Genomic DNA, 24,656 nt, shown 5'->3' with positions numbered 1-24,656 from the left:
CGGGGTTTCCCCGCCTTTTTTATTGCCGGTTTGCTCAGCTGCCGAGCAGCACAGGCGGGATGTCGGTCGGCTTGACGTCTTCGCTCGGGTAGCAGCCAAGCACCTTGATGTAGCGGGTGATCTTGGTCAGCTCCACCAAGGCGTCCTGCATGTCAGGGCTTTGCAGATTGGCCGAGACATCCAGATAGAACATCTCTTCCCACGGGTTGCCCTGCACCGGACGCGACTCGAGCTTGGTCATGTTGATGTGGTGATTGCGCAGCACCAGCAGCGCTTCGACCAGGGAGCCCGCCTGCTGGGAGGTGGACATGATCAGCGTGGTCTTAGCCGGGATCTGCGGCGCCACCTCAATGGGCTTGCGCGCCACCACGATGAAGCGGCTGTAGTTCTCTTTCTGGTTGGCGAGGTGAGTGGCCACTACCTGCAAACCGTAGAGCTCTCCGCCAGCGGCGCTGCCGATGGCGGCCACATCGGGGCTGGCTAGCTCGCGTACCTTCATCATGGCGCTGGAGGAGGAGTCGCAGATCTCGTGGCGTACCCCCTCCAGCTTGCCGAGGTAATGGGAGCACTGCTGGAACACTTGCGGATGGGCGTAGAAGGTCTTGATCTGAGCCAGCTCGGTCGGCACCGCGCTGAGGATGCAGTGCTCGATGGGGTAGGTGAGCTCGCCGACGATGGAGAGGCTGGTGTGCTGCATCACGTCATAGACTTCGTTGATGGAGCCCGAACTGGTGTTCTCGATGGGCAGCACCCCGTAGGCGGCGCGGCCCGACTCGACGGCGTCGAGCACCTCGCGAAAGTTGTGGCAGTTAACCTCAATGACCTGATCTTTGTAGCGCGCCAGATATTTACGGGCGGCCAGGCTTGAATAAGAGCCACGCGGACCCAGGTAGGCGACGCTGGTCATCGGCTCCTGCTGGCTCGGGTTGAGCAGCCCTTGCAGGTAGGCCTGCTGGGAGAGCACCGAATCTTCGATGATGGTGTGGTAGATGCGGGTGACATAGTGGGCATCGAGCCCGAGTGGGCGTCCTTTTTGGATCAACGCCACCAGCAACTCCTGCTCGCGCTGTTGATCACGAATGGGACGTGAATTGACCTGCTTGGCCTTGGCAACTTCGATACTGAGGGTCTTGCGGCGGGCCAGTAATCCCAGCAGTTCCTCATCCAGCTGAGTGATCTCTTCTCTTATATGCTCGAGCATTACCATTGCTTGTTCCCTGTCTTATGCCGGCCGCCGGCCGGTCGTGCTGCGTCATTACGGTCATAAAAATAGAGCCTCCGCAGGGGGAGGCTCGATTCGTCTTTGGTCTCGGTGCAAGAACGATACGCAGCCACCCTCACTGGGGCCGGGTAAAGGGGAAGAAACCAAAGAGGAATACGTTATTCATGGGTTACTCCAGATAAATGGAACGCTTAGCATTACGGAATTTAGCGCAGGGTTGCAAGTAAAAAGTAGGCTCAGGCTCATTCGGATCAAAGAAAGGGGAGGTATGGCTGGCTGGCGTGTACGATTCGTCGCATGATGGATGCCTGCATCCACGATGGGGGGAGAGTATGGCGCTGATTTTTGATCTGGGGCGCGTCATCGTCAGTTGGGATCCGGTGAGCATAGTGAGCCGGGTACGTGGCCCACAGGGGGCTGAAGAGCTGGCGCGGCGCTTGTTTGATCATCCAGATTGGCTGGACGTGGATCGCGGTACCCTCTCACTGCACACCATGGCGCTGCGAGCCGAGGCTCGAACCCGCCTCTGTGCGGCAGATAACCTGGCCATTCTCAATGCGGTGCCCCCCTCGCTAGTACCGGATCCGGCCATGGTTGCCCTGCTCGGTGAGCTGCACGCTCGGGGTGAGCGGCTGATAGCCCTCTCCAACATGGGGCATGCCAGCATCGATTATCTGGAGCAACATAGCGACTTCTGGCATTTTTTCAGTGGCAAGGTGGTGTCGGCGCGGGTGCGCATGATGAAGCCAGAGCCCGATATCTACCGTTATCTGCTGGTGGCGCACGATCTCCAAGCCGGGGAGTGCACCTTCATCGACGACAGCCCCGCTAATGTGGCGGCTGCCGAGCGGATCGGAATGCGGGGTATCGTCTTCCAAAGTGAAGTTCAATGCCGGCAGGCCCTGAAAGAGGCGGGACTGCTGTGAGGAACAAGGAATGAGCAACAATATTATTCCGCTGCATCAGGGGCGCGATCACGCCACCCGGGAGCGTGAAAAACAACTGCTGGCGGTGATGCGGGAGCGGGGCCCCCTGCTGGTCTCTTTTTCCGGACGTATGGAGTCTTGTTATACGGTGGAGTTGTGCCGCCAGGCCGGTGTCACCATTCAGGCCATCACGGTCGACAACCCGACCTTGCCACGGCGGGATGTCTCCAGAGCCAAGCGTTATTGCGCCCATTACGGCATCCCGCATCTGGTCGTGCAATCGGATGAGGTGCTCTACTTCTCGAGCCATGGCCGCGAAAAGCACGATCCCCTCAATCCCATCGAAAAGGTGCTGCGGATCCGCAGTGAGCACCCGGAGTGGTCAAAATGGCCCCTATTGGTGCCCGGCTCCATCGATGATCTGGCCCTCTACCGGCACTTCTTTGGCGAGCCCTCCCTCGACTCGTGGTGGTTGTTTGCCGAGGCAGGGATGACCACGCGCGATTTTTGTTATGGCTTCCATCAGCACCGGCTCGGCGTCTGGGGCAGCAATGAACCGGACTGCCTGAGCCTGCGCTTTTCCTGTGATGAAGAGATCGATGGGGATCGTCTGCGCATGGTCGATTTGGCCGAGCAGATGCTCAAAGATCTCGGCATGCCCGATGCCAGAGTCTTCTTTCACACCCTCGCCGATCGCCAGACCCTGCTGTGTCGGGTGCGCCTGCCCGATAGCGAAAGGGCCATGGCGTTTGACCGCCAGCATGAGTTGATGTCGGCATTGCAGATGTGTGGCTTCGATTTGGTCACCCTGGATCTGCATCGCATCGATGACAGCCCCGAATTGGGCGTGCTGTGAAAGGCTCCCCTGTTATACTGCGCGCCCGCTTTGTGGAGAGGTGAAGACAATGTACATCCTACCTTTATTGCTGCTGGTGCCGATGCTGGCGCTGGCCGCTCCGTTGACCCAGGTGACCCTGCCCGATGGCACCCAGGTGCAGCTTAACGACGATCACACTTGGGAATATCTGGTGGTCAAGCCGGCTGAGCCGGTTGCCCAGCCCTCTGCGACCGGCGCTTCATCGGCCGGGGTTGCGGCGGCGCCTGTATTGACCGAGCAAGCTAAGGCGCATCCCGAGCTGCTGGGGCAGGCGACCCGCGACGGTATTCGCCTCGTGCTGGACAAGGTGACCGGGAGTGACACGCTGGCGCTCTCTTTTACCGCGACCAATCTGGGGGATCGCAGCGCCATTCAGGTCAGTGGCTGGATCACCTTGTTTAGCCAAGATGGCCGTCAGTGGGCGCGTGAGCCGGTACGTTTCTGGATTGCAGAGACGCGCATGCCTGAGACCTACCTGCGCAAAGGGGAGTCCCGCACGACCCGCCTTGTCGAGCTGGCTCGCCCGGCCGGCCTGACCGGCACTCCGCTGGTACGGGTGGAGATCGGTGAGGTGGTGTTCCGCTAATACTTGTTTACCTTCTGCAAAATCTGCTTACATCTGCAATGGCTTGGTAACAGCTTTCGACTCGGCATGGTGGAGTGGGCCCGGCACAATGGGCCCATTCCAACGTACCCGTACAGGAGTCGTACCATGAAAAAATTGACTGTATCCCTGATTGCCCTCTCTGCCCTGACCGCCACCTCCGCCATGGCTGGCGATGCCTTCAGTTATGCCAAGGGCGCGGCCACCTGGTCACATACAAAGTCTGGTTATCTGCAAGATCGCGGCAGCGATCAAGACAGCCACGGTAAGCGCGATTTTGGTGGCGTGACGCTGGATCTCTCCCACTCGTTTGCCAACAACGTCTATGGTCGCGTCGGCACCGAATACACTAGCCGCAGCAGCGGTAACGACAGCCTCTTTCTCTATGGCGCTGGGGTTGGTGCCTTCACACCGCTCAGCACCGGTTTTAACCTCTATGCGGAGGCCGGTCTGATGGGCTACTCCCTCGAGCGTGAGTTGGCTGACGACGTAAACGGATGGGACGTGATTGCGCGCAAGCGTAGCGGCAGTCTCTATGCCGAGACGGGTCTGCGTTATGAAGTGGGCGATCTGGAACTTTCAACTGCTTATCGCTACGCCAAGATGACCAAAGATATGAATGACTTCAAGGTTGGCGCCGCCTACAAGCTGGCTCCCAACTGGGCACTGACAGCCGATTACACCTATCGTCACTGGGATCTTCAGCAAGGCTCCATCACCAGCTTGGGTGTGAAGTACAGCTTCTAATCTTAAGGCACGTCTCCCTTTTTAGCCCATGGCCCAGCCATGGGCTTTTTTGTTTGCTGCGGGAAAAGTTATACAGCTTTCATTTTCTTGTACAAGTGCTATAACGGATATCAGTTGTACAAGGAGGATGGCTATGTACAAGATTAAGGTCGGGATCAGCGCCTGCCTGCTGGGCGCACCGGTTCGCTATGACGGTGGCCATAAGCGCTCGGTGTTCTGCGAGCGGGAGCTGGCCGAGCACTTCGACTTCCACCCGGTCTGCCCCGAGATGGCGATCGGGCTGGGGGCGCCACGCCCCACCATTCGGTTGGTCAGGCGCGATGGGCAGTTGCGCGCTGAGGCAAGCAACGGCGCCTTTGATGTGACCGATCAGCTCATCGCCTTTAGCGAGCAGAAGGTACGCGAGCTTCACTTTATCTCGGGCTACATCCTCTGCGCCAAATCGCCGAGCTGCGGCATGGAGCGGGTCAAGGTTTATGGTGGCGCGCAAGGGGCGGCCAAGGAGGGGGTAGGGCTCTATGCCCGCGCCCTGATGGAGGCCCACCCCTTGCTGCCGGTGGAGGAGGAGGGGCGCCTCAATGACCCCATATTGCGCGAGAACTTCGTGCTGCGGGTGTTTGCCTACCACGACTGGCAGCAGTTAATGGGGGGCGGGCTCAGCGCGGCGCGCCTTATCGCCTTCCACTCCCGCTACAAGTACCTGGTGCTCTCCCACGCCCCCGAGGCCTACCGCGCCCTCGGGCGACTGCTTGGTCGCCTCAAGGAGCGCTCTTTGGTGGCGGTGGCCGATGAGTACATCCGCGGCCTGATGGCGGCGCTCACCCGGCGCGCCAATCGTAAGGGGCACAGCAATGTGCTGCAGCACTTGCAGGGCTACTTCAAGCGCAGGCTCACGGCGGGGCAACGGCAGGAGCTGGCCGAGACCATCCACAAGTACCGGGTCGGCCTGCTGCCGCTGCTGGTGCCGCTTACCCTCATTCGCCACTACCTGCGCGAGCACCCCAACCCCTATCTGGAGCAGCAGGTCTATCTGAACCCACACCCGGAGACACTGAAATTGAGGTACAGCTTGTGAGTGACCCCCTTCTCTATCCCATCCGCGAAGTGGCCCGCCTGACCGGGGTCAACCCAGTCACTCTGCGCGCCTGGCAGCGCCGCTATGGCCTGGTAGAGCCGGCCCGCACCGACAAGGGGCACCGCCTCTACAGCGAGCAGGACATCGCCCTCATTCGCCGTATCCTGGCCTGGCTGGAGCTGGGGGTTAGCATCGGTCAGGTGCGCTCCCTGCTCGAGCAGGAGACGCCACCCGATGCGCCGGCGGGGGATCACTGGCAGGCTCGGGTGGAGGCGCTCGATGCGGCCCTGCTGGCGCTCAACCAGCGCCGGCTCGAGTCCCTGCTCGGCGAGCTGACCGCCAGCTACCCCTTGCCCCTGCTGCGCCGTCAGGTGCTGGGCCCTTGGCTGGCGCGGCTGGCACAGCATCAGGCACGTCCCGACGGGGCCGCCCTGCACGCCTTTGCCCTGCATTTTCTCGAGATCTACTTTGCCCGCCGCTTGATTGCCCAGGACAAGGGACAGCCGCTCACCCTGGCCGGAGCCGGCCGCCTGCCGCCCCTTGAGTTGGCGCTCGCGGCCATGGCGGCCCGCGAGGCGGGCTTTAGCGTGACCGTGCTGCCACAGCTTTCGGTGCGCGAGGCGCGCCTGCTGGCGCCACGTCTGAGCGGCCCGCTACTGGTGCTGGTGGGGGCGGGGCTGAGTGGGGAGCTGGGGGAGCCCTGGCCCGAGGGCACCGTGCTGCTCGGCGAGCTGGCGCACCTTTATCCCGGCCAGTCGCTGGGCGCCCCCCACCGCGAGAGCATCGAGGCGTGGCTGGCCCAGCGCGACGAGCAGGAGGCATAAGATGCAACTGGTGTGGTTTCGGCAGGATCTGCGGCTGGTCGATCACCCGGCCCTGCACGCCGCCGTGCAGCAGGCCCGCGCGCAGGGGGAGGCGGTGGAGGCGGTGTTTGTCATCAGCCGCGCCCAGTGGCGCCACCATCACATGGCATCGGTGCGCGAGCGCTTCTTGCTCGAGCGGCTCAATGTGCTGGGCGCTGAGCTTGCCCGCCGCGGCATTCGGCTGCACCTCGTTGAGGCGCCCTGGTTTGCCGAGGTGCCGGCCGCCCTCGCGGCGCTGGTGCGCGAGCGCGGTGCCAGGGCGCTGCACGCCATGTCTGCCATCGAGATCGACGAGCGGCGGCGCGACGAGGCGGTGAGTGCGCACCTGTCGGTGCCGTGCCGCTTCGTGCCCGGTTGCTGTGTGTTGCCACCGGGCCGCGTGCTGACCGGCAAGGGGGAGCCGTTCAAGGTGTTCACCCCCTTCAGCCGCGCCTGGCTGCGCGAGATTGCGGCCCATGGCTATTCGCTTTACCGGGCTCCTGAGCCGATGGGGGCGCCGCTTGGCTGGCAACCCCTGTCGTTGCCTGCCCGCAGTGCCCATGAGACGCGTACTCTGCGTGACTGGCCGGTACACGAAGGGGCGGCCGAGGCACGTCTGCGCGAATTTATCGATGACGCCGTGTTGGAGTATGGGGCGCGCCGCGATCTGCCGGCCGAGCCCGGTACCTCGCGCCTGTCGGCTTATCTTGCGGCGGGGATCTTAAGTCCGCGCCAGTGCCTCGCGGCCCTGCACAGCCGGCTTGGCACGTTACCCCTTACGCGCGATGAGCCCGGCTTTGCCTGGCTCAATGAGCTCATCTGGCGCGAGTTCTACCGCCACCTGTTGGCACTGGAGCCGCGCCTGTCGATGAACCAGCCGTTCCAGCTTCATACCCGGGCACTGGCCTGGCGGCACGATGAGCAGGCGTTCGCCGCCTGGTGTGAAGGGCGTACCGGCTATCCCATCGTCGATGCGGCCATGCGCTGCCTGAAGCAGACCGGCTGGATGCACAACCGCCTGCGCATGATAGTGGCGAGCTTTCTCACCAAGGATTTGCACCTCTCCTGGCAGCGCGGGGAGGCGTACTTCATGAGCCAGCTCATCGACGGGGATCTGGCGGCCAACAACGGCGGCTGGCAGTGGGCGGCGGGCACTGGGGCGGATGCGGCTCCCTATTTTCGCGTGTTCAATCCGACCACTCAGGGGCAAAAGTTTGATCCGCAGGGGGATTTCATCCGCCGCTGGGTTGAGGAGCTGGCCGATGTGCCGGCTACTTGTATCCACACCCCGCACGACGGGTGGCGGCATAAGGGACGTGAGGCGTATCCCTCACCCATGGTGGATCACGCGGTGGCCCGGTTGCAGGCGATAGCGATGTTTCGCCAATTGCCGACAGGGGGTGATGAGGCGTAAACACAGATGTGTGTTGACTTGTCATCGATGTGACATCGAGCCCATCTATCCTGACAATTGATAGGTGTTGGCTATCAACATGGTAGGTAGCAACGATTTTCCATCGCCTTTGTAAGGGATTAATCTGAACCCGTTCCCAAGATTTGGAGGTGTCATATGAAAAACGCTATTGGTCTGGATACAGTAAAATCCGACGCCCTGGCCGCCGAGCTCAACAAGCTGTTGGCCAGCTACCAGATCCTCTACATGAATGTGCGTGGTTTCCACTGGAACATCCGTGGTAACCAGTTCTTCGAGCTGCATCTTAAGTTCGAAGAGATCTACAACGATCTGCTGCTCAAGGTCGACGAGCTGGCCGAGCGCATCCTGACCCTGGGCGCCGTGCCCGAGCACAGTTTCAGCCGCTATCTATCCCTCTCTGCCATTGACGAAGTCAAGGGCGTCCACGATGGCCGCGCCTGCGTCGAGTCGCTGCTGGCAGGTTTTCGTGAGCTGCTGGTGGCCCAGCGCGCCATTCTCGAGCAGGCGGGTGAGGCGGGCGATGAGGGGACAACATCCATCCTCTCCGACTACATCCAGCAGCAAGAGAAGCTGGTGTGGATGCTGCGCGCCTACCTCGACTAAGTACTCACTTTCTGTTCCTTTGCCGATCACGTTTCCATGTTGTTGCCGCCCGAAAAGGGCGGCTTTTTTATCTGCGCAGGAAATTGATCTACATCAACGAAAAGTTAATAAGCAAATTGGATGTCTATTAAGATTCGATTCAGCGTCATAGAATCGCAGCAAAACAAACAAATGAAATGTCCATTAGGAGAGGCATCATGTTTTGTGTGCAATGTGAGCAGACTATCCGTACTCCCGCCGGCAACGGCTGCGCCTTCGCCCAGGGCATGTGTGGCAAGACCGCCGAGACATCGGATCTGCAAGACGTCCTCATCTATGTGCTGCAAGGGCTGAGTGCCTGGGCTGGCCTGGCTCGCGAGCATGGCATCGTCGATCGCTCTATCGATGCCTTCGTGCCGCAGGCCTTCTTCGCTACTCTGACCAACGTCAACTTCGACTCCGATCGCATCGTGGCCTATGCCAACCAAGCGCTCTCCTACCGCCGCCAGTTGGCCGAGCGGATCGGCGCCTTCGCCGTTGATCTCTCGGCCCTGCCGGCCGCCGCTACCTTCGAGCCGGGTGAAGCACGGCTGAGCCAACTGGCCCAGGCACCGGTGGCGGCCGTCAACCGTGGCAAGGAGAGTGTCAGCGAGGATGTGCTGGGTTTGCGCCTGCTCTGCCTCTATGGCCTCAAGGGGGCGGCAGCCTACATGGAGCACGCCCGTGTGCTGGGTGAGCAGGATGACGACATTGCCCGCGAATTCCACCGCATCATGGCCTGGCTGGCCACTGATCCGAGCGAGATGGCTCCCTTGTTCGACTGCGCCATGGAAATTGGCATGCTCAACTTCAAGGTGATGGCCATGCTCGATCGCGGTGAGACCACCGCCTTCGGCCACCCCGAGCCGACCCAAGTGCGGGTCACCCCGGTGCCGGGCAAGTGCATCCTGGTCTCAGGCCACGACATGGTCGATCTCAAGCTCATTTTGGAGCAGACCCAGGGCACCGGCATCCAGGTGTACACCCATGGCGAGATGCTGCCGGCGCTGGCCTACCCCTTCTTCAAGCAGTACCCGCATCTGGTGGGCAACTACGGCTCGGCCTGGCAGAACCAGCAAAAGGAGTTTGCCAACTTCCCGGGCGCCGTGGTGATGACCTCCAACTGCATCATCGATCCGAACGTGGGCAACTATGCCGATCGCATCTTTACCCGCTCCATCGTTGGCTGGCCCGGCGTAACCCATCTGGACGGGGAGGACTTCTCGGCGGTTATCGCCAAGGCGCTCGCCCTGGAGGGGTTCCAGCATGAGGAGCTCGAGCACTTCATCACCATCGGTTTTGCCCGCAATGCCCTGATGCAGGCCGCCCCGGCGGTCATCGACAAGGTGAAAAGCGGCGCCATCAAGCACTTCTTCTTGGTTGGTGGCTGCGATGGGGATCGCGCCGAGCGTGCCTATTACACCGAGTTTGCCCGCGCCATTCCGCAAGACAGCCTGCTGCTGACGCTGGGCTGCGGTAAGTACAAGTTCAACAAGCTGGAGTTCGGCGACATCCAGGGCATTCCGCGCCTGCTCGACGTGGGGCAGTGCAACGATGCTTACTCCGCTATCCAGCTGGCCCTGGCCTTGGCTGATGCCTTCGAGTGCGGTGTTAACGATCTGCCGCTGACCCTGGTGCTCTCTTGGTTCGAGCAAAAGGCGATCGTGATTTTGCTGACCCTGCTGGCGCTCGGGGTGAAGAACATTCGCACCGGCCCGACGGCGCCTGCTTTCCTGACCCCGGCCCTGCTCAAGGTGCTGGAAGATCAGTTTGGCCTCAAGGGCACCACCACCGCCGAGGCCGACTTGGCCGAGATCCTGGCAGCCTGAGGAAGGTTGCTGCAAGCCGTTGGCGGGCCATGCGCCCGCCTTTTTTTCGCCTTTGAACCACCCGGAGTCTGCCATGACCACCCTCACTTTGACCGTCACGGCCCGCATCGAAGAGACCCATGATGTCACCAGTTGGCGTCTGGCGCCGCAGGCTGGCGCCTTGCCCCCCGTGCTGGCCGGCCAGTGCATCACGATTCACACCGACATGGATGGCGCTGCGCACGCCCGCGCCTACACCCTCTCCTCCAGCCCGCACGATCCCTTCTGGCAGATCACCGTCAAGGAGGTGGGGCGGGTCTCTCACCACCTGCGTCAGACCCTGTGGGTGGGCGATAGCCTCACGGTCGACGGGCCATTTGGCGAGTTCCACCTGACCGCCGAGGGCGCGATGCCGCCACTGCTGCTGAGTGCCGGCTCCGGCATCACCCCCATGTGGGCGATGGCACGAGATCTGCTGGCCCGTGATCCTGCCGCCGATATCCGCTTCATCCATTCGGCGCGTAGCCCGCAGGATCTCATCTTCGCTGAGCCCTTGCAGGCGCTGGCCGAGGCCCACCCTGGACTGCGGGTCACCCATGTGCTGGAGCAGGCGCCGGCGGCGCATCCCTGGCAGGGACGGCTCGATGCCGCCATGCTGCGCGAGCTGGCCCCTGATCTGCTTACCCGCGAGGTCTACCTGTGCGGGCCAGCCCCTTACATGGCCGCCGTGGTGACCCTGCTGCGTGAGCTGGGGCTGCCCGATGCCCAGCTGCATCAGGAGTCGTTTGGCCTGCCGGAGACGGCCCCCGCCAGCGCAGAAGATCACTTCTGGCTCACCCTGGCCAAACAGGGCAAACGGGTTAAGATCCTGCCCGGTCAGACCCTGCTCGCCGCGGTCGAGGCGGCCGGCGCCAGCATGCCGTTTGCCTGCCGCGCCGGCGTGTGCGGTGCCTGCCGCTGCACGGTAGAGGGGGAGGTGGAGCGCCAGAGCGTCGTGACCCTCAGCGCCGCCGATATCGAGGCTGGCGTGGTGCTGGCCTGCGCCTGTCTGGCCAAGGGGGATATCGAGATCGGAATATAGGACGGGTTGTCTAGGCGAGGCTCCTGGTCGAGAGTAGAATCTTGGCAGTTTCACTCGAAAACGGGATAACAAGATGACAGTCTTAGTCACGGGAGGCGCCGGCTATATCGGCTCCCACACCTTGGTTGAGTTGCTGGCGGACGGCCAGCAGGTGGTGGTGCTGGATAATTTGAGTAACGCCTCTCCGGAGTCGCTCAAGCGGGTTGAGCGTATCACCGGGCGGGAGGTGACCTTTATCGAGGGGGATATCCTAGATAGAGAGTGCCTGCGCCGCCTGTTTGCTCAATACCCGATCGAGTCAGTGATCCATTTCGCTGGACTGAAGGCCGTCGGGGAGTCGGCGCGTATTCCCCTGACCTATTACCAGAACAATATCGCAGGCACCCTGACCCTGTGCGAGGAGATGGCCAGAGCCGGTGTCTTTCGTCTGGTGTTCAGCTCGTCGGCAACCGTCTACGGCGATCCCGCTTCGGTGCCCATCCGCGAGCAGTTCCCTACGGGGGCCACCAACCCTTATGGTCGCTCCAAGCTGATGGTCGAGGAGATCCTGCGCGATCTCTCTGCCTCCGAACCACGCTGGGCCATCGTGCTGCTGCGCTATTTCAACCCGGTGGGGGCCCATGAAAGCGGGCTCATTGGCGAGGACCCTAATGGCATCCCCAACAATCTGCTGCCCTATATCAGTCAGGTCGGGGTCGGCAAGCTCAAGGAGCTGGGGGTGTTTGGCAATGACTATCCGACGGTGGATGGCACTGGCGTACGCGATTACATCCATGTGGTCGATTTGGCAATTGGCCACCTCAAGGCTCTGCGCCGCATCGCCGCTGATACCGGGGTGTTTACCTACAATCTGGGCACAGGGCAGGGTTACTCGGTGTTGCAGATGATCAAGGCCTTCGAGGCGGCGAGCGGGTGCACCATCCCGTTCCAGTTCAAGCCGCGTCGACCCGGTGATATTGCCGAGTGCTGGGCCGATCCTGCCCTGGCTCGTGATGAGTTGGGCTGGCAGGCCGAACGTGGAATTGCACAAATGATGCAAGATACCTGGCGTTGGCAGAGCCAGAATCCGAACGGCTACAAGGCTTAATTGCAGAGGCGTCCCAGGGGGCGCCTCTTGCTTTATATCGGCAGGTTGTGAGGGCACTCACAGTTCGGGGAGATGAAAAGCCTACCAGATTTGCGCTTTGTGGCTGTCGGTGTGAGAAACGATGTTCACCGTATTAGCCAAGGATTTTTGCCATGACGTGGTCATCCCACTCCTTGCAGCTCTGGGCCCATCTCGGGGCGTCAGTCCATCCACTTACCTTCAGTCAGGACGATCTGCGCGCGCGACTCGAGCAGGCTCGCTTGCTGGGGATTGAGGGGGTTGTCGTGCCCATGTTGTGGCGCCATGTTGCGCCCGACATGCCGGGGCAGGTCACCGAGCCGGCCGCCTGGCAAGGCGTGATGCGGTTGTGCCACTGCATTGCCGATGCGGGGCTGAAGGTGATCCCCGAGCTGCATCTGGCCGCGGCTGGCATGGAGCATGACCGCTTGCTGCCGGATTGGCTGTGGGGCTGGGCCGGCGAGCAGTTGCCCGCCGGGGCATCGGCGGAGCGACTCAAGTACCGCGATCGGCACGGCATCGACAGTAATCTGGCTGTCAGTTGGTGGGGGGAAGAGCTGGTTGCTCCTCTGATGGGGCAGTGGCTGCACACCTTTGCCGAGCAACTGGCGCCACTGGCTGAGGTGATCCCGCATCTGCAACTGGGGGTGGGGCCGCAAGGGCAGTGGCGTTATCCGGCGCTGGGGGGGGAGCCGTGGCCCCTGTTTGGTCGCGCGGGTCTGGATGCGCTGGCGCAAGGCATGCTGGCGCGCTATGGGTCGGCGGCCGACTGGCAGGAGGCGTGGCAGCACAGTCAGCCGCTCGCGTCGCATGCCGCCTTGCGCGAGGCGCTGCTGCAACCGGGCGAGGTGGCTCGTCATGACGTGGCAACGTGGTTGCGCCACGGGCTGGCTGCGCAGGGGGGACGCTGGCTCAGCCAGGCCGGCACCATCTTCACCGGGCCCTGGCAGCAGGCAAGCCTGGGCGTGCGACTCGCCTGCCACCTTGACGCCTCCGCCAGCGCCGATTATGGGGAGCCCGAGCCTTGGCTGCGTGCAGCGCTGCCCGCATCGGTGGCCCGAGAACGGCTGCGTATCTGGTTGACGGGGGCCGGGGAGGGGCTGCGTCAGGTGCCGCAGTTGGCTCTCTGGCAGCAGGCCTGTGAGGCCCAGGGGGTGGCCACCATGGTGGAGAACGTCGCCCCGCTGCCGGTGGACGATCATCCGCGCTGGGAGCACTTAATCGAATCGGCGCTGTACAGTGGTGATGGACATGGCTGGGTGTGGCGCGATCTGGACAGCGTTACCGGAGGGGAGACGGTGGCGGCTCGCCTGCGGCAACTGGTGCGTCTTCGCAACGCTCGTGGCCAGGGTGAGCTGCTCAGGCGCAAGGAGTTCCGGGTCATGGGGCCGCTGCACCTTAAGGTGGGTAACCAGCGCCAGGTGTTGAGCGAGCAGGAGTGGGCCCGCTTCGAGGAGGAGGTCGGGGTGCTGCGCCGCCTCGGGGTCACGGCCATCTCCACCGATATCTGGTGGGGGCTGGTGGAGGGGCGCCAGGCGGGCTGCTTTGACTGGAGCTATTATGACCGCCTGGTCGATCTGCTCGAGCGTCAGCAGATGCGCTGGGTGCCTATCCTCTCGTTCCACCAGGCCGGTGGCAACGTCAACGATGACTTTACCCAGACCATCCCGCTCTGGTTGTGGGGTACCTTGCTGTCGCGCCACCCCGAGCTGGCCTCGGTGCGCGAATTGCAATACGTCAGTGAGACCGGCGATGCCTCGATGGAGTACGTCTCCCTGTGGGCTGACGAGTTTGTGTTGCCGCACTATCGGGCCTTCATGAACGCGTTTCGTGAGCATTATGCGCCGCGCGCCGCCTTGATGGCCGAGATCAACATCAGCCTGGGGCCGGCCGGTGAGCTGCGCTACCCCAGCTACAACGCCCATGACTGGGGCAATTATCCGAACCGGGGCACCTTGCAGTGTTACAGCGAGCTGGCGCGGGCCGATTGGCGCGCCTATCTGGAGCAGCGCTATCAGGGGATTGCGGCACTCAACTACACCTTCGGCACCCAGTTTGATGGTTTTGCCCAGATCCCGCTGCCGACGGCCGACTCCCTGTTTGACAACAAGGCCTACCTGCACTCGGCCTGGGGAAGGGAGTGCCTCGGCTGGTATCACGACGCTCTGATGGCGCATGGCCGCAGAGTGATGGCGTGCGCGCTGGATGTTTTCAGTGAGGACGCGTGGTTGTCGGTGCCGCTGGGGATCAAGATCCCCGGCATCCACTGGGAGATCAGCGATCCGGATCAGCCCAGGGTGGCCGAGATCACGGCCGGCCTGTTGCGCCCGCATCCGGCCATGGGGCCGCGCAACCAGCGCGAGTATGTGCAGTTGCTCGATGCCTTGGTGCCGGCCGAACAGCGGGCTCGCATCGTGGTGCACTTTACCTGTCTTGAGATGCAAAACCGCCCCTATGAGGGCTATTCACAGGCCGCCGATCTGGTCGGCTGGTTTGCCGAGGCGGCCCATGAGCTGGGGATCCGCCTGATGGGGGAAAACGCCCTGGCCGGTGAGCTGTACGATGCGGCGGGGTGGTTACAGATGGAGAAGGCGCTGTCGGGCACGCCAGGGTTCGGCGGTTTGACCTTGCTGCGTATGCAGCACTTCTTCGATGAGGATCACACCCCGATCGAGCAGTTGCAGCGCCTGATCAACAAGTTCCACTGACGATGGCGAGCCCCCGCGGCTGCGGGGGATCACCGTTGCCGATAGAAGCGGTTCAACTCGTTCATCACCTGCACCAGCACCCCCATATCGGGGTTGGTATGGGGGATGGGACGATAGTTGTCACGGCGCAGCAGCTCGAAGTCACCCTGGCGGTTGAAGTGGGTGATCACCTCTTTCTGATAGATGGCAAAATCTTGTCCATCACCACTGAGTGACCAGTTGCGCGGGGTGGGAGCATAGAGCCCCTGACCGCTGGAGTAGTCCCGCACTGGGTTGCGCACCCCGAGCAGATCCTGCATCAGGGTCGGCACCAGATCGAGATGGCTGGTGTCTTGGGTGATCACCGCTGGCGCCTTGCCGGGCCAGGCGATGACCAGTGGCACCTGCACCTGATAGGTGGAGAAGTTGCTGCCGGCGCCCCAGCTGCTACGGCGGGTCTCATTGAATTCCTGGCCATGATCGGCCGTGATCACCACTACCGTCTTGTCGAGCAGGCCGCTGCGGGTCAATTGTGCCGTGATCTGCTCAAGCAGTTGATCGACATAGAAGACGGCGTTCTTGTAGCGGTTCTCCAGCTTGGGCTGGTTCTCTTTGCGATAGGCGGTGGCCGGGTTGAACTGGGTCAGCTCGGGCTGGAACGGCCCCTTGAACTCGGACGGGGTCTCGTAGTGGCCCGCCGATGTGAGGTAAAGCAGGGAGAACCAGGGGCGCGCCTCGTTGCGGTTACCCAGCCACTGTTGCCACTGGCCGAGCAGGCGGGCATCGTCGTCGGCATCGCTGACGAACACCTGTTGGCGCAGACCGGCCAGCAGGCTCTTGCGGTAGGCCTTGACGTCGTGCAACGGGCCAAACAGGCCAAACTGGTAATCCTGACGCAGCATCTCGTCAAACAGCAGGGGCGGGCGCTTCTCTTTGCTGATATCGGCCATGTAGTGGCCGGGCAGCCCGTAGAAGAGGCTGAACATGCCGGTGAGATCGCCATTGCCGCCGGAGAGGTGCGCATCGAAGCGCTGTTGCTGGGCGGCAAAACGTTGCAGGTTGGGCATGTTGATGTTGTTGAGCATGTCGTGGCGCAGGCCGTTGACCACCACGATCAGCAGATTCTTGGGCTCTTTGGCCGGCTCGACATTGAGGGCGCGCAGCGGGTAGCGCAGCCGCTCCTCACTGCCCTCGTATTGCTGGGCCTCGGCCTGCTTTTCATATTCGCTGAGATCCAGCCAGCCATGCTTGGCCAGGAAGTTCTTGGCCGTCATGGGGTAGGAGAGCGGGAAGTTGGATTTTTGTGCCGTGATCGGCTGATAGAGGGTGGCATCGGCCCAGCTATTGACCAGGTGGGTCAACACGAAGCAGCCGAGCAGGATCAGACCGACATGGTTGCCGTACTGGCTGCGCTTGCGTTTGTTGATCTTGCGCCAGGTGTAGGTCGACAGCACCAGTTGGATAAGAAACAGGCTGGGGACGGCGATAAACAGCATGCTCCAGATCCCGCCCTCTTCGCTCTGGGCCTGCTCCAGCAGCAATGGCCACATCTGGCCGTTGAGGTGGAACTTGAACAGGCGAAACACCTGGGTGTCGATGAGCAGCAGCAACAGCGCCAGGGTGGCGACCACCGCGGCGCAAAAACGCAGCACCTTCTCCTTGGGGAGCAGGAAGCTCAGGGGGAAGATGGTGAGCAGGTAGGTCATGAAGCCGAGGAAAGAGAAATGACCGACCCAGCTGACGATGAGATAAAGAACGCCCAGAGTGGACGAAGGCCAGCTGATGGCGCCCAGATAACGGCTGGCGACCAGCATGGCCAACAGAATGTTGCAAAAGCAGAACCAATGTCCCCAAGTGATCAGGCGAGAAACATTGTCACGATAAGGGTTGCCGGTTTCGACCATACTCGTCCGTCAGGTGCTGGTTGGGGATGAGGTTCAGTGGGCCTGATTGTCCTGATCGACGGAGGCGGTCAGGGCCTGTACGAACTTCTCGGTAATGGCCTGGCGCTGGGCCGGGGCCAATTGCCCATTGATGATGTTGGTGGTGAGATTGCCCAGTACCATCAGGCTCAGATCCACCGGTGCCTTGTGCTGTTCCAGCACTGTGATGAGGTCGTTCATCAGGGCATCAAACTGTTCGGCTTTATACTTTGAAACGATGGGCATAATCTTGGGTTCATCTGCTGTCAAAGCGCCTTATAATACCCCACCCTCTTGGCTAACTCTATGGCTTTGTGACATGAGTCTCGATATCGATAAGATCATCCTTCATTCATTGCGGCTGGACGCGGAAGGCAGGCCCCAGGCGGATACGCGTGCCCAACCTCTGGTGGTTGACGACGCCGTGCAGGGGCTGATGGCCGAGCTGCATCGCATCTATAACGGTAAGGGCGGCAAGGGCTTTGGCTATTTTGCCGAGCCCGCCGAGGGGGAGGAAGCACCTGACCCGCGTTTTTGCGAGGCGCTCACCGCCCTGCAGCAGGGAACGCTCGATTTTGTCCCCTTCTCGGTACAGCTCACCGAGCAGCTGGTCGAGACGCTGGGGCGCCACGAGCTGGACGAACACGGGGTGCTGCTGGTAGCCCGTTATCAGTATGTCGGGGTGGATTACCTGTTGCTGGCGCTGCTCGATAGCAAGGAGAGCGTGACCGTCAGCGATACGCTGGAGCTGCGTCACATCCAGTATCTCGACATCGGCAAGATGAATCTGGTGGCCCGGGTCGACCTGACCGAGTGGCAGACCCAGAGTGAGTCGCGCCGTTACGTCACCTTCAGTAAGGGAAGGGTGGGGCGCAAGCTGGGCGATCTCTTTATCGAACTGTTCGGTATTCGTGAAGGGATGGATGCCAAGTTGCAAAATAAAGGACTGTTGCAGGCCGTTGATGATTATTGCGAGAGCAAACAACTCCCCTCCGATGAGCGAACTGAATATAAAAAGCAGGTTTTCAAATATTGCAGCGAGCAGGCCAGTGCTGGTGAGGAAATAGAAATACGGGAGCTTTCTGCCGAATTGCCAGGAGAGAATGATCTCGATTTTTATAGTTTCATTGGCGAAGAGTATCAACTCGAAGAACGTTTTCCCGCCGATCGTAGCACCTTGCGTGGCTTGACCAAGTTTGTCGGCTCTGGCGGTGGGTTGACGTTGAGCTTTGATCAAAAGTTGCTCGGCAGCCGAGTGTTTTATGACCCGCAAACCGACACCCTGACCGTCAAGGGGGTGCCGCCCAATCTTAAGGACCAACTGCTGCGCCACCAGTAGTGTGATGTGATCCTTCTCACGTTATTGAAAAAGCCACTCAGCCCCGGCGGCGAGTGGCTTTTTTCTACTGAAATCGATTCGTTGGAATTTCTACAGGTGCTTTCACAACAAATTGTCAGAATGCTACGACCTGAAAGGGTTTTCAGTGGGGTGAAACCCCTTTCATCGATGTAATTAAGTTTCAGTTAAGTGTGTTAGTTACATTTTATTATGCAATTAATGTGCGGTTGGTCACGTAAATCTGAAAATATTGAAAATGTTTTCATGACTCACTGGAAGAAAATACGTAATTGCATTTCAAAAAATGCGAGATAGGTCATGTGAGGCATTATTTGCTTCGGCTACTATGGCTTCGCACACACATGTATTTCACAGCGCGGAATGTTCTTCGCTGCTCAACGACAAGGAAAGGCTCATGAAAAAGACACTGCTGTCATCCCTGATCGGTCTGGCTACCCTGGGTGTTGCTTGCACCGCCTCTGCTGCCATCGAAGAAGGTCAGCTGACCATCTGGATCAACGGTGACAAGGGCTACAACGGTCTGGCCGAGATTGGTAAGAAGTTTGAAGCCGAAACCGGCGTTAAAGTGACCGTCGCTCACCCGGATCAGGTTGAAGTGAAGTTCCAGCAAGCCGCCTCCACCGGTAACGGCCCGGACATCTTCTTCTGGGCTCACGACCGTTACGGTGAGTGGGTCAAGGCCGGTCTGCTGGTTCCGGTAACCCCGAACGCTGCCGAGAAGGCCAAGTTCGAGCAGTTCGCATGGGACGCCATGACCGTTGACGGTAAGGTCTACGGTTATCCGGTTGCCGTTGAAGCCGTGAGCCTCATCTATAACAAGGATCTGCTGCCCAACCCGCCGAAGACCTTCGAAGAGATCGCCAAGATCGACGAAGAGATGAAGAAAAATGGCAAGCGCGCCATCATGTGGGCCTATGACACCCCGTACTTCAGCTACCCGCTGGTGGCCGCCAACGGTGGTTACGCCTTCAAGAAGACCGCAACTGGTTATGACGTGAAGGATACCGGTGTGGCTAACGCAGGTGCCAAGGCGGGCGTCAAGTTCATCTCCGACATGATCAAGAACGGTCACCTGGAGAAGGGCATCGACTACGGTGTCATGGATGCCAAGTTCAACAAGGGCGAAGTGGCCATGATGATCAACGGTCCCTGGGCCTGGAGCAACCTGGACAAGAGCGGCCTGAAGTATGACGTGGCTCCGCTGCCGACCCTGAACGGCAAGCCGGCCAAGGCCTTCGTTGGCGTGCTGGGTGCCACCATCAACGCCGCCAGCCCGAACAAGGATCTGGCCATCGAGTTCCTCGAGAACTACCTGCTGACCGACGCGGGCTTGGCGCCGATGAACGCCGACAAGCCGCTGGGTGCCGTGGCGCTGAAGTCCTTCCAGAAGACCCTGGAAAGCGACGCTCGCATCAAGGCCACCATGGCTAACGCTCAAAACGGTGAGCCGATGCCGTCCGTACCGGAAATGAGCCGCTTCTGGTCTTCCTTCGAGACCGCACTGAAGAACGTGACCTCCGGTCGTCAAGGTGTTGACGAGGCACTGGATACCGCAGCGAAGCGGATCGTTCAGTAAATTGCACCACCTCGCGGGAGGCTGTGGCCTCCCGCACTTTTCTCTCTCTTGGCGTTATAAAGGTTAATTGGCATGGAAGTAGTACCTTCTATCGAATCCTATGCCGGTCCGCAGAAAGACAAGTACGTCTGGCTAAAATGGACCATGGCGGCACTGGTTGCAGTGCTTAATGGTTATGCGGCCGTCATGATGTACGCCAGCGGTGAGTGGGTGTTTGCCCTGCTCGACCTGGTTGTCGTCTCTGTCGGTCTCTATGTCTTCATGAACAAGAAGACGTATGCCCACCGTTATATTTTCCCCGGTGTGGCTGGCATGGTTGTTTTTATCATCTTCCCTCTTGCCTACACCATCGGCATCGCCTTCACCAACTACTCGGGTGCCAACCTCCTCTCGTTGGAGCAGGCCCGGGAGTTCCACCTTAAAAAAACCTACAAGGTGCAAGGCGGTGAGTATGATTTCACCCTGGTTAGTGGTGAAAACAATCAGTTTCAGCTGCTGCTGAAACAGGGAGACCAATCCTTTATCAGCCATCCGCTCAGTCTCATGGCCAACAAGAAGTTGGATGAGGCCCTCAAGATCGGTGCCGCCGATTCCGGCCTGCGTGAGGTGCCACTGTATCCTCTGGTTGAGGAGCGTGAGTTCAACTCTGCCCCGATCCGTGAGATTGTGAATCATCGCAACGACTTGAGCCGTCTGAGCCTGGCTCTGCCGGGTGACATTCACCTGAGCATGAGCAGCCTGCGCAAGTTTGCCGCCCAGAAACCCCAATTCAGCCGCCTGCCTGATGGCGCTGTGCTGAAATCCGGTGTGGTCATCAAGGACGGTAACCTGCTGCGTGATAACCAGAGCGGTGCCCTGATGTTGCCGAACCTGGAAACCGGCTTCTATCAGTACATTGACGAGCAGGGCCAGTATGTTGGTCAGAGCGTTTCACCTGGCTTTGTGGTCAGCGTGGGCTGGAAGAACTTTGCGCGTATCGTTACCGATCCGGGCATCCAGGCGCCGTTCCTGCAAATCTTTGTCTGGACCGTGATCTTCGCCAGCTGCTCGGTGGCCTTCACCCTGGCTATCGGCATGGTGCTGGCCTGCCTGGTGCAGTGGGAATCGCTCAAGGGGCGTGGTTTCTACCGGGTCATGTTGATCCTGCCCTATGCGATACCAGCGTTCATCTCGATCCTGGTGTTCAAGGGGTTGTTCAACCAGAACTTTGGTGAAATCAACCTGTTCCTTGAGGCCGCCTTTGGCATCAAGCCGGATTGGTACACCAGTCCGTTCCTGGCCAAGGTGATGATCCTCATCGTCAACACCTGGCTTGGCTACCCCTACATGATGATCCTCTGCATGGGCTTGCTCAAAGCCATCCCGGAAGATCTCTATGAGGCGTCTGCCATGGATGGAGCCGGTCCGATCCAGAACTTCTTCAAGATCACCGTGCCGCTCCTGATGAAGCCGCTCACGCCGCTGCTGATCGCGTCGTTTGCCTTCAACTTCAACAACTTCGTACTGATCCAGCTGTTGACCAACGGTGCCCCTGACATCATCGGCGCCACCACTCCGGCCGGTACCACCGACCTGCTGGTGAGTTACACCTACCGGATCGCCTTCCAGGGTTCGGGTGGTCAGGACTACGGTCTGGCCAGTGCCATCGCTACCGCTATCTTCCTGATTGTCGGCGCCCTCGCGCTGCTCAACCTGAAGCTGGCCAAAGCGGACAAGATCTAAGGAGAGACCATGGCTATCGTACAACCCAAATCGGTGAAGTATCGGGTCTGGGCTACTCACGCCTTTATGTGGGGGTTCCTGGCTCTGATCATCTTCCCGCTGATCATGGTCATCGCCATCTCTTTCCGGAACGGGAACTTCTCGGTAGGGGAGATCATCCCCTCCAACCCGACTCTGGATCACTGGCGACTCGCACTGGGTATCCCGGTGACTAACGCAGATGGCAGCATTACCCCGCCGCCGTTCCCAGTGCTGACTTGGCTGTGGAACTCCATCAAGATCGCGGGCCTGACCGCCCTGTTCATTGTGGTGCTCTCGACCACCTGCGCCTACGCCTTCGCCCGCCTGCGTTTTCGCGGCAAGGCGACCATCCTCAAGGGCATGCTGATATTCCAGATGTTCCCTGCGGTGCTGGCACTGGTGGCCATTTATGCCCTGTTTAACAAGATTGGCGACTACATCCCTTGGCTGGGCCTTAACACCCACGGTGGCCTGATCCTGGCCTACATGGGAGGGATTGCCCTGCACGTGTGGACCATCAAGGGGTACTTTGAGACCATCGACTCCTCCTTGGAGGAGGCGGCCGCCATCGACGGCGCAACCCCATGGCAGGCATTCCGCCTGATCCTGTTGCCCCTGTCGGTGCCGATCCTGGCCGTGGTCTTCATCCTCGCCTTCATCGGTTCCATTACCGAGGTGCCCATGGCCTCCATCCTGTTGCAGGATGTGGACAACCTGACCCTGGCGGTCGGGGCCCAGCAGTACCTCTACCCGCAGAACTACCTGTGGGGTGACTTCGCCGCGGCGGCCGTACTCTCCGGCTTCCCGATCACCGTCGTGTTCCTGCTGGCTCAGCGCTGGCTGGTCGGCGGCCTGACGGCGGGCGGCGTCAAGGGCTAATCTAATGCACTCCCGGCGGGGCTCCGGTCCCGCCGGCAAGGTTAAACGAATTTTTGAGCGGAGCCTGTCATGGCAGAAGTTGTACTGAAAAACGTTCGCAAGAATTATGACCCGGCCGTCCATAAGGACACCCTGCGTAACATCAACCTGGACATCCAGGAAGGCGAGTTCATCGTCTTCGTCGGCCCCTCCGGCTGCGGTAAGTCCACCCTGCTGCGAATGATCGCCGGCCTGGAAGACATCACGGGGGGTGAGCTCTCCATCGGTGGTCGTTACATGAACGACGTGCCGCCGGTAGAGCGCAACGTGGGGATGGTATTCCAGTCCTACGCCCTCTACCCGCACATGAACATCTACGAGAACATGGCCTTCGGCCTCAAGCTCAAGAAGATGGACAAGGCGACCATCCACAAGCGCGTGATGCGTGCCGCCGAGATCCTCGGCCTCGAGCCGCTGCTCGAGCGTAAGCCCAAGGCGCTCTCCGGTGGTCAGCGTCAGCGGGTCGCCATCGGCCGCTCTATCGTGCAGCAGCCGCAGGTGTTCCTGTTTGACGAGCCGCTCTCCAACCTCGATGCCGCCCTGCGCGTCAAGATGCGTATCGAGATTGCCAAGCTGCACAAGGAGCTCAACTCCACCATCATCTACGTGACCCACGACCAGGTGGAGGCCATGACCCTGGCCAACCGCATCGTGGTGCTGAGCCCGCTCAAGGGGGATGCTGAGACCAACCTGGAGCAGTTCGGTACCCCGCTCGAGCTCTACCACAACCCGGACAACAAGTTCGTGGCTGGTTTTATCGGCTCGCCGAAGATGAACTTCATCACCGGTACCCTGGCCGAGATCGGCGAGCAGGAGTGCGTGGTCAAGCTGAGCAATGGCGATCAGGTGCGTGCCCGCATCGATGCCCGCCGTGGCAAGGTGGGCGATGCCGTCGAACTGGGGATTCGCCCTGAGCACTTGGTGCCTCTCGACCATCCGGATGCCAACAGCAAGGTCACGGGTATCGTGCAGGTGGCTGAGCATCTGGGCGCTGAGTCCTTCGTCTACATGGACGTGGATGGTCATGACTTCACCGTCAAGGCCAACGCCGATGTGGAGGTTGAAGCCCAACAGGAGTTCACCGTCGGTATCCCTGCCGAGGCGTGCTACCTGTTTGACGACAAGGAGCAGGCGTTCCCGCGTACCGCCCGCTACAACAAAGTCTGATTACCCGGGCCCGGCTTCCCGGCCGGGTCTTACGCGAGTTCCAATGCAATCCACTCTTCTTTTACCGGCCCTTTTGGGCCGGTTTTTTATTGCCTATTCAAATTGTTCACACACATCGGGGACAAAGGTCTGGCTGGAGAGGGGCGGACGCTCGTAGTCCCCCTTGTTGATAGGCGGCAGCTTGATCTTCTCGTACTTGATGCTCTGGTAGGGCACCTTGGAGAGCAGGTGGGTGATGCAGTTGAGACGGGCCCTGCGCTTGTCGTCAGCCTCGACCACGAACCAGGGGCTGTCTTGGGTGTCGGTGTAGGTGAACATGTCATCTTTGGCGCGGGAGTACTCGGCCCAGCGGGTGCGCGATTGCAAATCCATGGGGCTGAACTTCCAGCGCTTGATGGGGGTGTTGATGCGCTCCTTGAAGCGCTTCTCCTGCTCCTCGTCTGAGACCGAGAACCAGTATTTGATGAGGATGATGCCCGATCGGATCAGCATACGCTCGAACTCGGGACAGGCGCGCAGAAACTCGCGGTACTCCTCGTCGCTGCAAAAGCCCATGACCCGCTCGACCCCGGCCCGGTTGTACCAGGAGCGGTCAAACAGCACCATCTCACCGCCGGCCGGCAGATGGGCGGCGTAGCGCTGAAAGTACCACTGGGTGCGCTCCCGATCCGAGGGCGCTGGCAGGGCGACCACCCGGCATACCCGCGGGTTGAGCGGTTCGGTGAGCGCCTTGATAACCCCCCCCTTGCCGGCGGCGTCGCGCCCCTCAAACAAGACAACGACCTTGAGCTTCTCCTGTTTGACCCACTCTTGCAGCTTGACCAGCTCCTCTTGCAGGCAGGCTAGCTGCTTGTCATAGACCTTTTTGTTGAGCCGTTTGTGTTTGGGCTTTTCCATCCTCGTTCTCCTTGGGGTGAACCTCTTTTCAGCATGCACCCGT

The 24,656-nt window shown here is 60.6% G+C and carries 21 protein-coding genes; 17 read left to right on the top strand and 4 right to left on the bottom strand.

The features are described 5' to 3' along the window. Positions 1 to 34 precede the first annotated feature (34 nt). Complete coding sequence (locus FE240_RS12700; protein ID WP_193001414.1) at positions 35 to 1,207, bottom strand: chorismate mutase; 1,173 nt, start codon at positions 1,205 to 1,207, stop codon at positions 35 to 37. A 347-nt stretch (positions 1,208 to 1,554) separates the two neighbouring features. Here FE240_RS12700 and FE240_RS12695 point away from each other — a divergent pair, with 347 nt between their 5' ends. From FE240_RS12695 to FE240_RS12640, 12 genes are all read left to right on the top strand, one after another. After that, complete coding sequence (locus FE240_RS12695) at positions 1,555 to 2,148, top strand: HAD family hydrolase (protein ID WP_193001412.1); 594 nt, start codon at positions 1,555 to 1,557, stop codon at positions 2,146 to 2,148. A 10-nt stretch (positions 2,149 to 2,158) separates the two neighbouring features. Further along, positions 2,159 to 3,004, top strand: a complete 846-nt coding sequence (locus FE240_RS12690; RefSeq protein ID WP_193001410.1) for an adenine nucleotide alpha-hydrolase family protein — start codon at positions 2,159 to 2,161, stop codon at positions 3,002 to 3,004. A gap of 49 nt (positions 3,005 to 3,053) precedes the next feature. Beyond that, positions 3,054 to 3,611, top strand: a complete 558-nt coding sequence (locus tag FE240_RS12685) for a DUF3157 family protein (RefSeq protein ID WP_404800026.1) — start codon at positions 3,054 to 3,056, stop codon at positions 3,609 to 3,611. Between the two features lie 126 nt (positions 3,612 to 3,737). Beyond that, complete coding sequence (locus FE240_RS12680) at positions 3,738 to 4,376, top strand: outer membrane beta-barrel protein (protein WP_193001406.1); 639 nt, start codon at positions 3,738 to 3,740, stop codon at positions 4,374 to 4,376. Between the two features lie 133 nt (positions 4,377 to 4,509). Next, positions 4,510 to 5,451 carry a YbgA family protein gene (locus FE240_RS12675; RefSeq protein ID WP_193001404.1) on the top strand — a complete coding sequence of 314 codons (942 nt, stop codon included), beginning with the start codon at positions 4,510 to 4,512 and terminating at the stop codon, positions 5,449 to 5,451. Further along, the gene (locus tag FE240_RS18950) at positions 5,448 to 6,275 is read left to right on the top strand and encodes a MerR family transcriptional regulator (protein ID WP_226798812.1); all 828 of its coding nucleotides are present in this window, start codon (positions 5,448 to 5,450) and stop codon (positions 6,273 to 6,275) included. The genes FE240_RS12675 and FE240_RS18950 overlap by 4 nt, the downstream gene beginning before the upstream one ends. 1 nt (position 6,276) lies before the next feature. Then, positions 6,277 to 7,707: a deoxyribodipyrimidine photo-lyase gene (gene phrB, locus FE240_RS12665; protein ID WP_193001402.1), complete on the top strand. Its 1,431-nt coding sequence runs from the start codon at positions 6,277 to 6,279 to the stop codon at positions 7,705 to 7,707. A gap of 156 nt (positions 7,708 to 7,863) precedes the next feature. Beyond that, positions 7,864 to 8,331, top strand: a complete 468-nt coding sequence (locus tag FE240_RS12660) for a Dps family protein (protein WP_193001400.1) — start codon at positions 7,864 to 7,866, stop codon at positions 8,329 to 8,331. A gap of 197 nt (positions 8,332 to 8,528) precedes the next feature. Next, positions 8,529 to 10,178 (top strand): hydroxylamine reductase, encoded by a 1,650-nt coding sequence (gene hcp / locus FE240_RS12655; RefSeq protein ID WP_193001398.1) that lies wholly within the window; start codon positions 8,529 to 8,531, stop codon positions 10,176 to 10,178. A gap of 73 nt (positions 10,179 to 10,251) precedes the next feature. After that, positions 10,252 to 11,238 (top strand): hybrid-cluster NAD(P)-dependent oxidoreductase, encoded by a 987-nt coding sequence (locus FE240_RS12650; protein ID WP_193001396.1) that lies wholly within the window; start codon positions 10,252 to 10,254, stop codon positions 11,236 to 11,238. Positions 11,239 to 11,311: 73 nt separating this feature from the next. Next, positions 11,312 to 12,325, top strand: coding sequence for a UDP-glucose 4-epimerase GalE (gene galE, locus FE240_RS12645; RefSeq protein ID WP_193001394.1), 1,014 nt, complete (start codon positions 11,312 to 11,314; stop codon positions 12,323 to 12,325). A gap of 152 nt (positions 12,326 to 12,477) precedes the next feature. Further along, entirely contained in the window at positions 12,478 to 15,051 is a 2,574-nt protein-coding gene (locus FE240_RS12640) for a family 14 glycosylhydrolase (protein WP_193001392.1), read from the top strand. 29 nt (positions 15,052 to 15,080) lie between these two features. On the opposite strand, the gene FE240_RS12635 is transcribed toward FE240_RS12640, so the two are convergent. Beyond that, positions 15,081 to 16,934, bottom strand: coding sequence for a DUF3413 domain-containing protein (locus tag FE240_RS12635; RefSeq protein ID WP_193001390.1), 1,854 nt, complete (start codon positions 16,932 to 16,934; stop codon positions 15,081 to 15,083). Positions 16,935 to 16,967: 33 nt separating this feature from the next. Further along, positions 16,968 to 17,198: a YejL family protein gene (locus FE240_RS12630; protein ID WP_042047821.1), complete on the bottom strand. Its 231-nt coding sequence runs from the start codon at positions 17,196 to 17,198 to the stop codon at positions 16,968 to 16,970. A 73-nt stretch (positions 17,199 to 17,271) separates the two neighbouring features. On the opposite strand from FE240_RS12630, the gene yejK reads away from it, so the two are divergent. From yejK to FE240_RS12605, 5 genes are all read left to right on the top strand, one after another. Next, positions 17,272 to 18,291, top strand: coding sequence for a nucleoid-associated protein YejK (gene yejK / locus FE240_RS12625; protein ID WP_193001388.1), 1,020 nt, complete (start codon positions 17,272 to 17,274; stop codon positions 18,289 to 18,291). Between the two features lie 415 nt (positions 18,292 to 18,706). Beyond that, positions 18,707 to 19,888, top strand: a complete 1,182-nt coding sequence (gene malE, locus FE240_RS12620) for a maltose/maltodextrin ABC transporter substrate-binding protein MalE (RefSeq protein ID WP_193001386.1) — start codon at positions 18,707 to 18,709, stop codon at positions 19,886 to 19,888. 72 nt (positions 19,889 to 19,960) lie between these two features. After that, positions 19,961 to 21,610, top strand: a complete 1,650-nt coding sequence (gene malF, locus FE240_RS12615) for a maltose ABC transporter permease MalF (RefSeq protein WP_193001384.1) — start codon at positions 19,961 to 19,963, stop codon at positions 21,608 to 21,610. A gap of 9 nt (positions 21,611 to 21,619) precedes the next feature. Next, positions 21,620 to 22,510, top strand: a complete 891-nt coding sequence (malG, locus tag FE240_RS12610; protein WP_193001382.1) for a maltose ABC transporter permease MalG — start codon at positions 21,620 to 21,622, stop codon at positions 22,508 to 22,510. A 69-nt stretch (positions 22,511 to 22,579) separates the two neighbouring features. Beyond that, complete coding sequence (locus tag FE240_RS12605; protein ID WP_193001380.1) at positions 22,580 to 23,716, top strand: ABC transporter ATP-binding protein; 1,137 nt, start codon at positions 22,580 to 22,582, stop codon at positions 23,714 to 23,716. A 93-nt stretch (positions 23,717 to 23,809) separates the two neighbouring features. On the opposite strand, the gene ppk2 is transcribed toward FE240_RS12605, so the two are convergent. Next, the gene (gene ppk2 / locus FE240_RS12600) at positions 23,810 to 24,613 is read right to left on the bottom strand and encodes a polyphosphate kinase 2 (RefSeq protein WP_193001378.1); all 804 of its coding nucleotides are present in this window, start codon (positions 24,611 to 24,613) and stop codon (positions 23,810 to 23,812) included. Positions 24,614 to 24,656 lie beyond the last annotated feature (43 nt).

This window comes from Aeromonas simiae, assembly GCF_014892695.1.
Lineage (GTDB): Bacteria > Pseudomonadota > Gammaproteobacteria > Enterobacterales > Aeromonadaceae > Aeromonas > Aeromonas simiae.
Note: the sequence above shows the minus strand (reverse complement) of the source record. Positions and strands in the feature narration are given on the sequence as shown.

What these genes read in the sequence shown, in the direction of transcription:
- FE240_RS12700 (WP_193001414.1), bottom strand. Translation starts at nt 1,207, where the DNA reads ATGGTAATGCTCGAGCATATAAGAGAAGAGATCACTCAGCTGGATGAG.
- FE240_RS12695 (WP_193001412.1), top strand. Translation starts at nt 1,555, where the DNA reads ATGGCGCTGATTTTTGATCTGGGGCGCGTCATCGTCAGTTGGGATCCG.
- FE240_RS12690 (WP_193001410.1), top strand. Translation starts at nt 2,159, where the DNA reads ATGAGCAACAATATTATTCCGCTGCATCAGGGGCGCGATCACGCCACC.
- FE240_RS12685 (WP_404800026.1), top strand. Translation starts at nt 3,054, where the DNA reads ATGTACATCCTACCTTTATTGCTGCTGGTGCCGATGCTGGCGCTGGCC.
- FE240_RS12680 (WP_193001406.1), top strand. Translation starts at nt 3,738, where the DNA reads ATGAAAAAATTGACTGTATCCCTGATTGCCCTCTCTGCCCTGACCGCC.
- FE240_RS12675 (WP_193001404.1), top strand. Translation starts at nt 4,510, where the DNA reads ATGTACAAGATTAAGGTCGGGATCAGCGCCTGCCTGCTGGGCGCACCG.
- phrB (WP_193001402.1), top strand. Translation starts at nt 6,277, where the DNA reads ATGCAACTGGTGTGGTTTCGGCAGGATCTGCGGCTGGTCGATCACCCG.
- FE240_RS12660 (WP_193001400.1), top strand. Translation starts at nt 7,864, where the DNA reads ATGAAAAACGCTATTGGTCTGGATACAGTAAAATCCGACGCCCTGGCC.
- hcp (WP_193001398.1), top strand. Translation starts at nt 8,529, where the DNA reads ATGTTTTGTGTGCAATGTGAGCAGACTATCCGTACTCCCGCCGGCAAC.
- FE240_RS12650 (WP_193001396.1), top strand. Translation starts at nt 10,252, where the DNA reads ATGACCACCCTCACTTTGACCGTCACGGCCCGCATCGAAGAGACCCAT.
- galE (WP_193001394.1), top strand. Translation starts at nt 11,312, where the DNA reads ATGACAGTCTTAGTCACGGGAGGCGCCGGCTATATCGGCTCCCACACC.
- FE240_RS12640 (WP_193001392.1), top strand. Translation starts at nt 12,478, where the DNA reads ATGACGTGGTCATCCCACTCCTTGCAGCTCTGGGCCCATCTCGGGGCG.
- FE240_RS12635 (WP_193001390.1), bottom strand. Translation starts at nt 16,934, where the DNA reads ATGGTCGAAACCGGCAACCCTTATCGTGACAATGTTTCTCGCCTGATC.
- FE240_RS12630 (WP_042047821.1), bottom strand. Translation starts at nt 17,198, where the DNA reads ATGCCCATCGTTTCAAAGTATAAAGCCGAACAGTTTGATGCCCTGATG.
- yejK (WP_193001388.1), top strand. Translation starts at nt 17,272, where the DNA reads ATGAGTCTCGATATCGATAAGATCATCCTTCATTCATTGCGGCTGGAC.
- malE (WP_193001386.1), top strand. Translation starts at nt 18,707, where the DNA reads ATGAAAAAGACACTGCTGTCATCCCTGATCGGTCTGGCTACCCTGGGT.
- malF (WP_193001384.1), top strand. Translation starts at nt 19,961, where the DNA reads ATGGAAGTAGTACCTTCTATCGAATCCTATGCCGGTCCGCAGAAAGAC.
- malG (WP_193001382.1), top strand. Translation starts at nt 21,620, where the DNA reads ATGGCTATCGTACAACCCAAATCGGTGAAGTATCGGGTCTGGGCTACT.
- FE240_RS12605 (WP_193001380.1), top strand. Translation starts at nt 22,580, where the DNA reads ATGGCAGAAGTTGTACTGAAAAACGTTCGCAAGAATTATGACCCGGCC.
- ppk2 (WP_193001378.1), bottom strand. Translation starts at nt 24,613, where the DNA reads ATGGAAAAGCCCAAACACAAACGGCTCAACAAAAAGGTCTATGACAAG.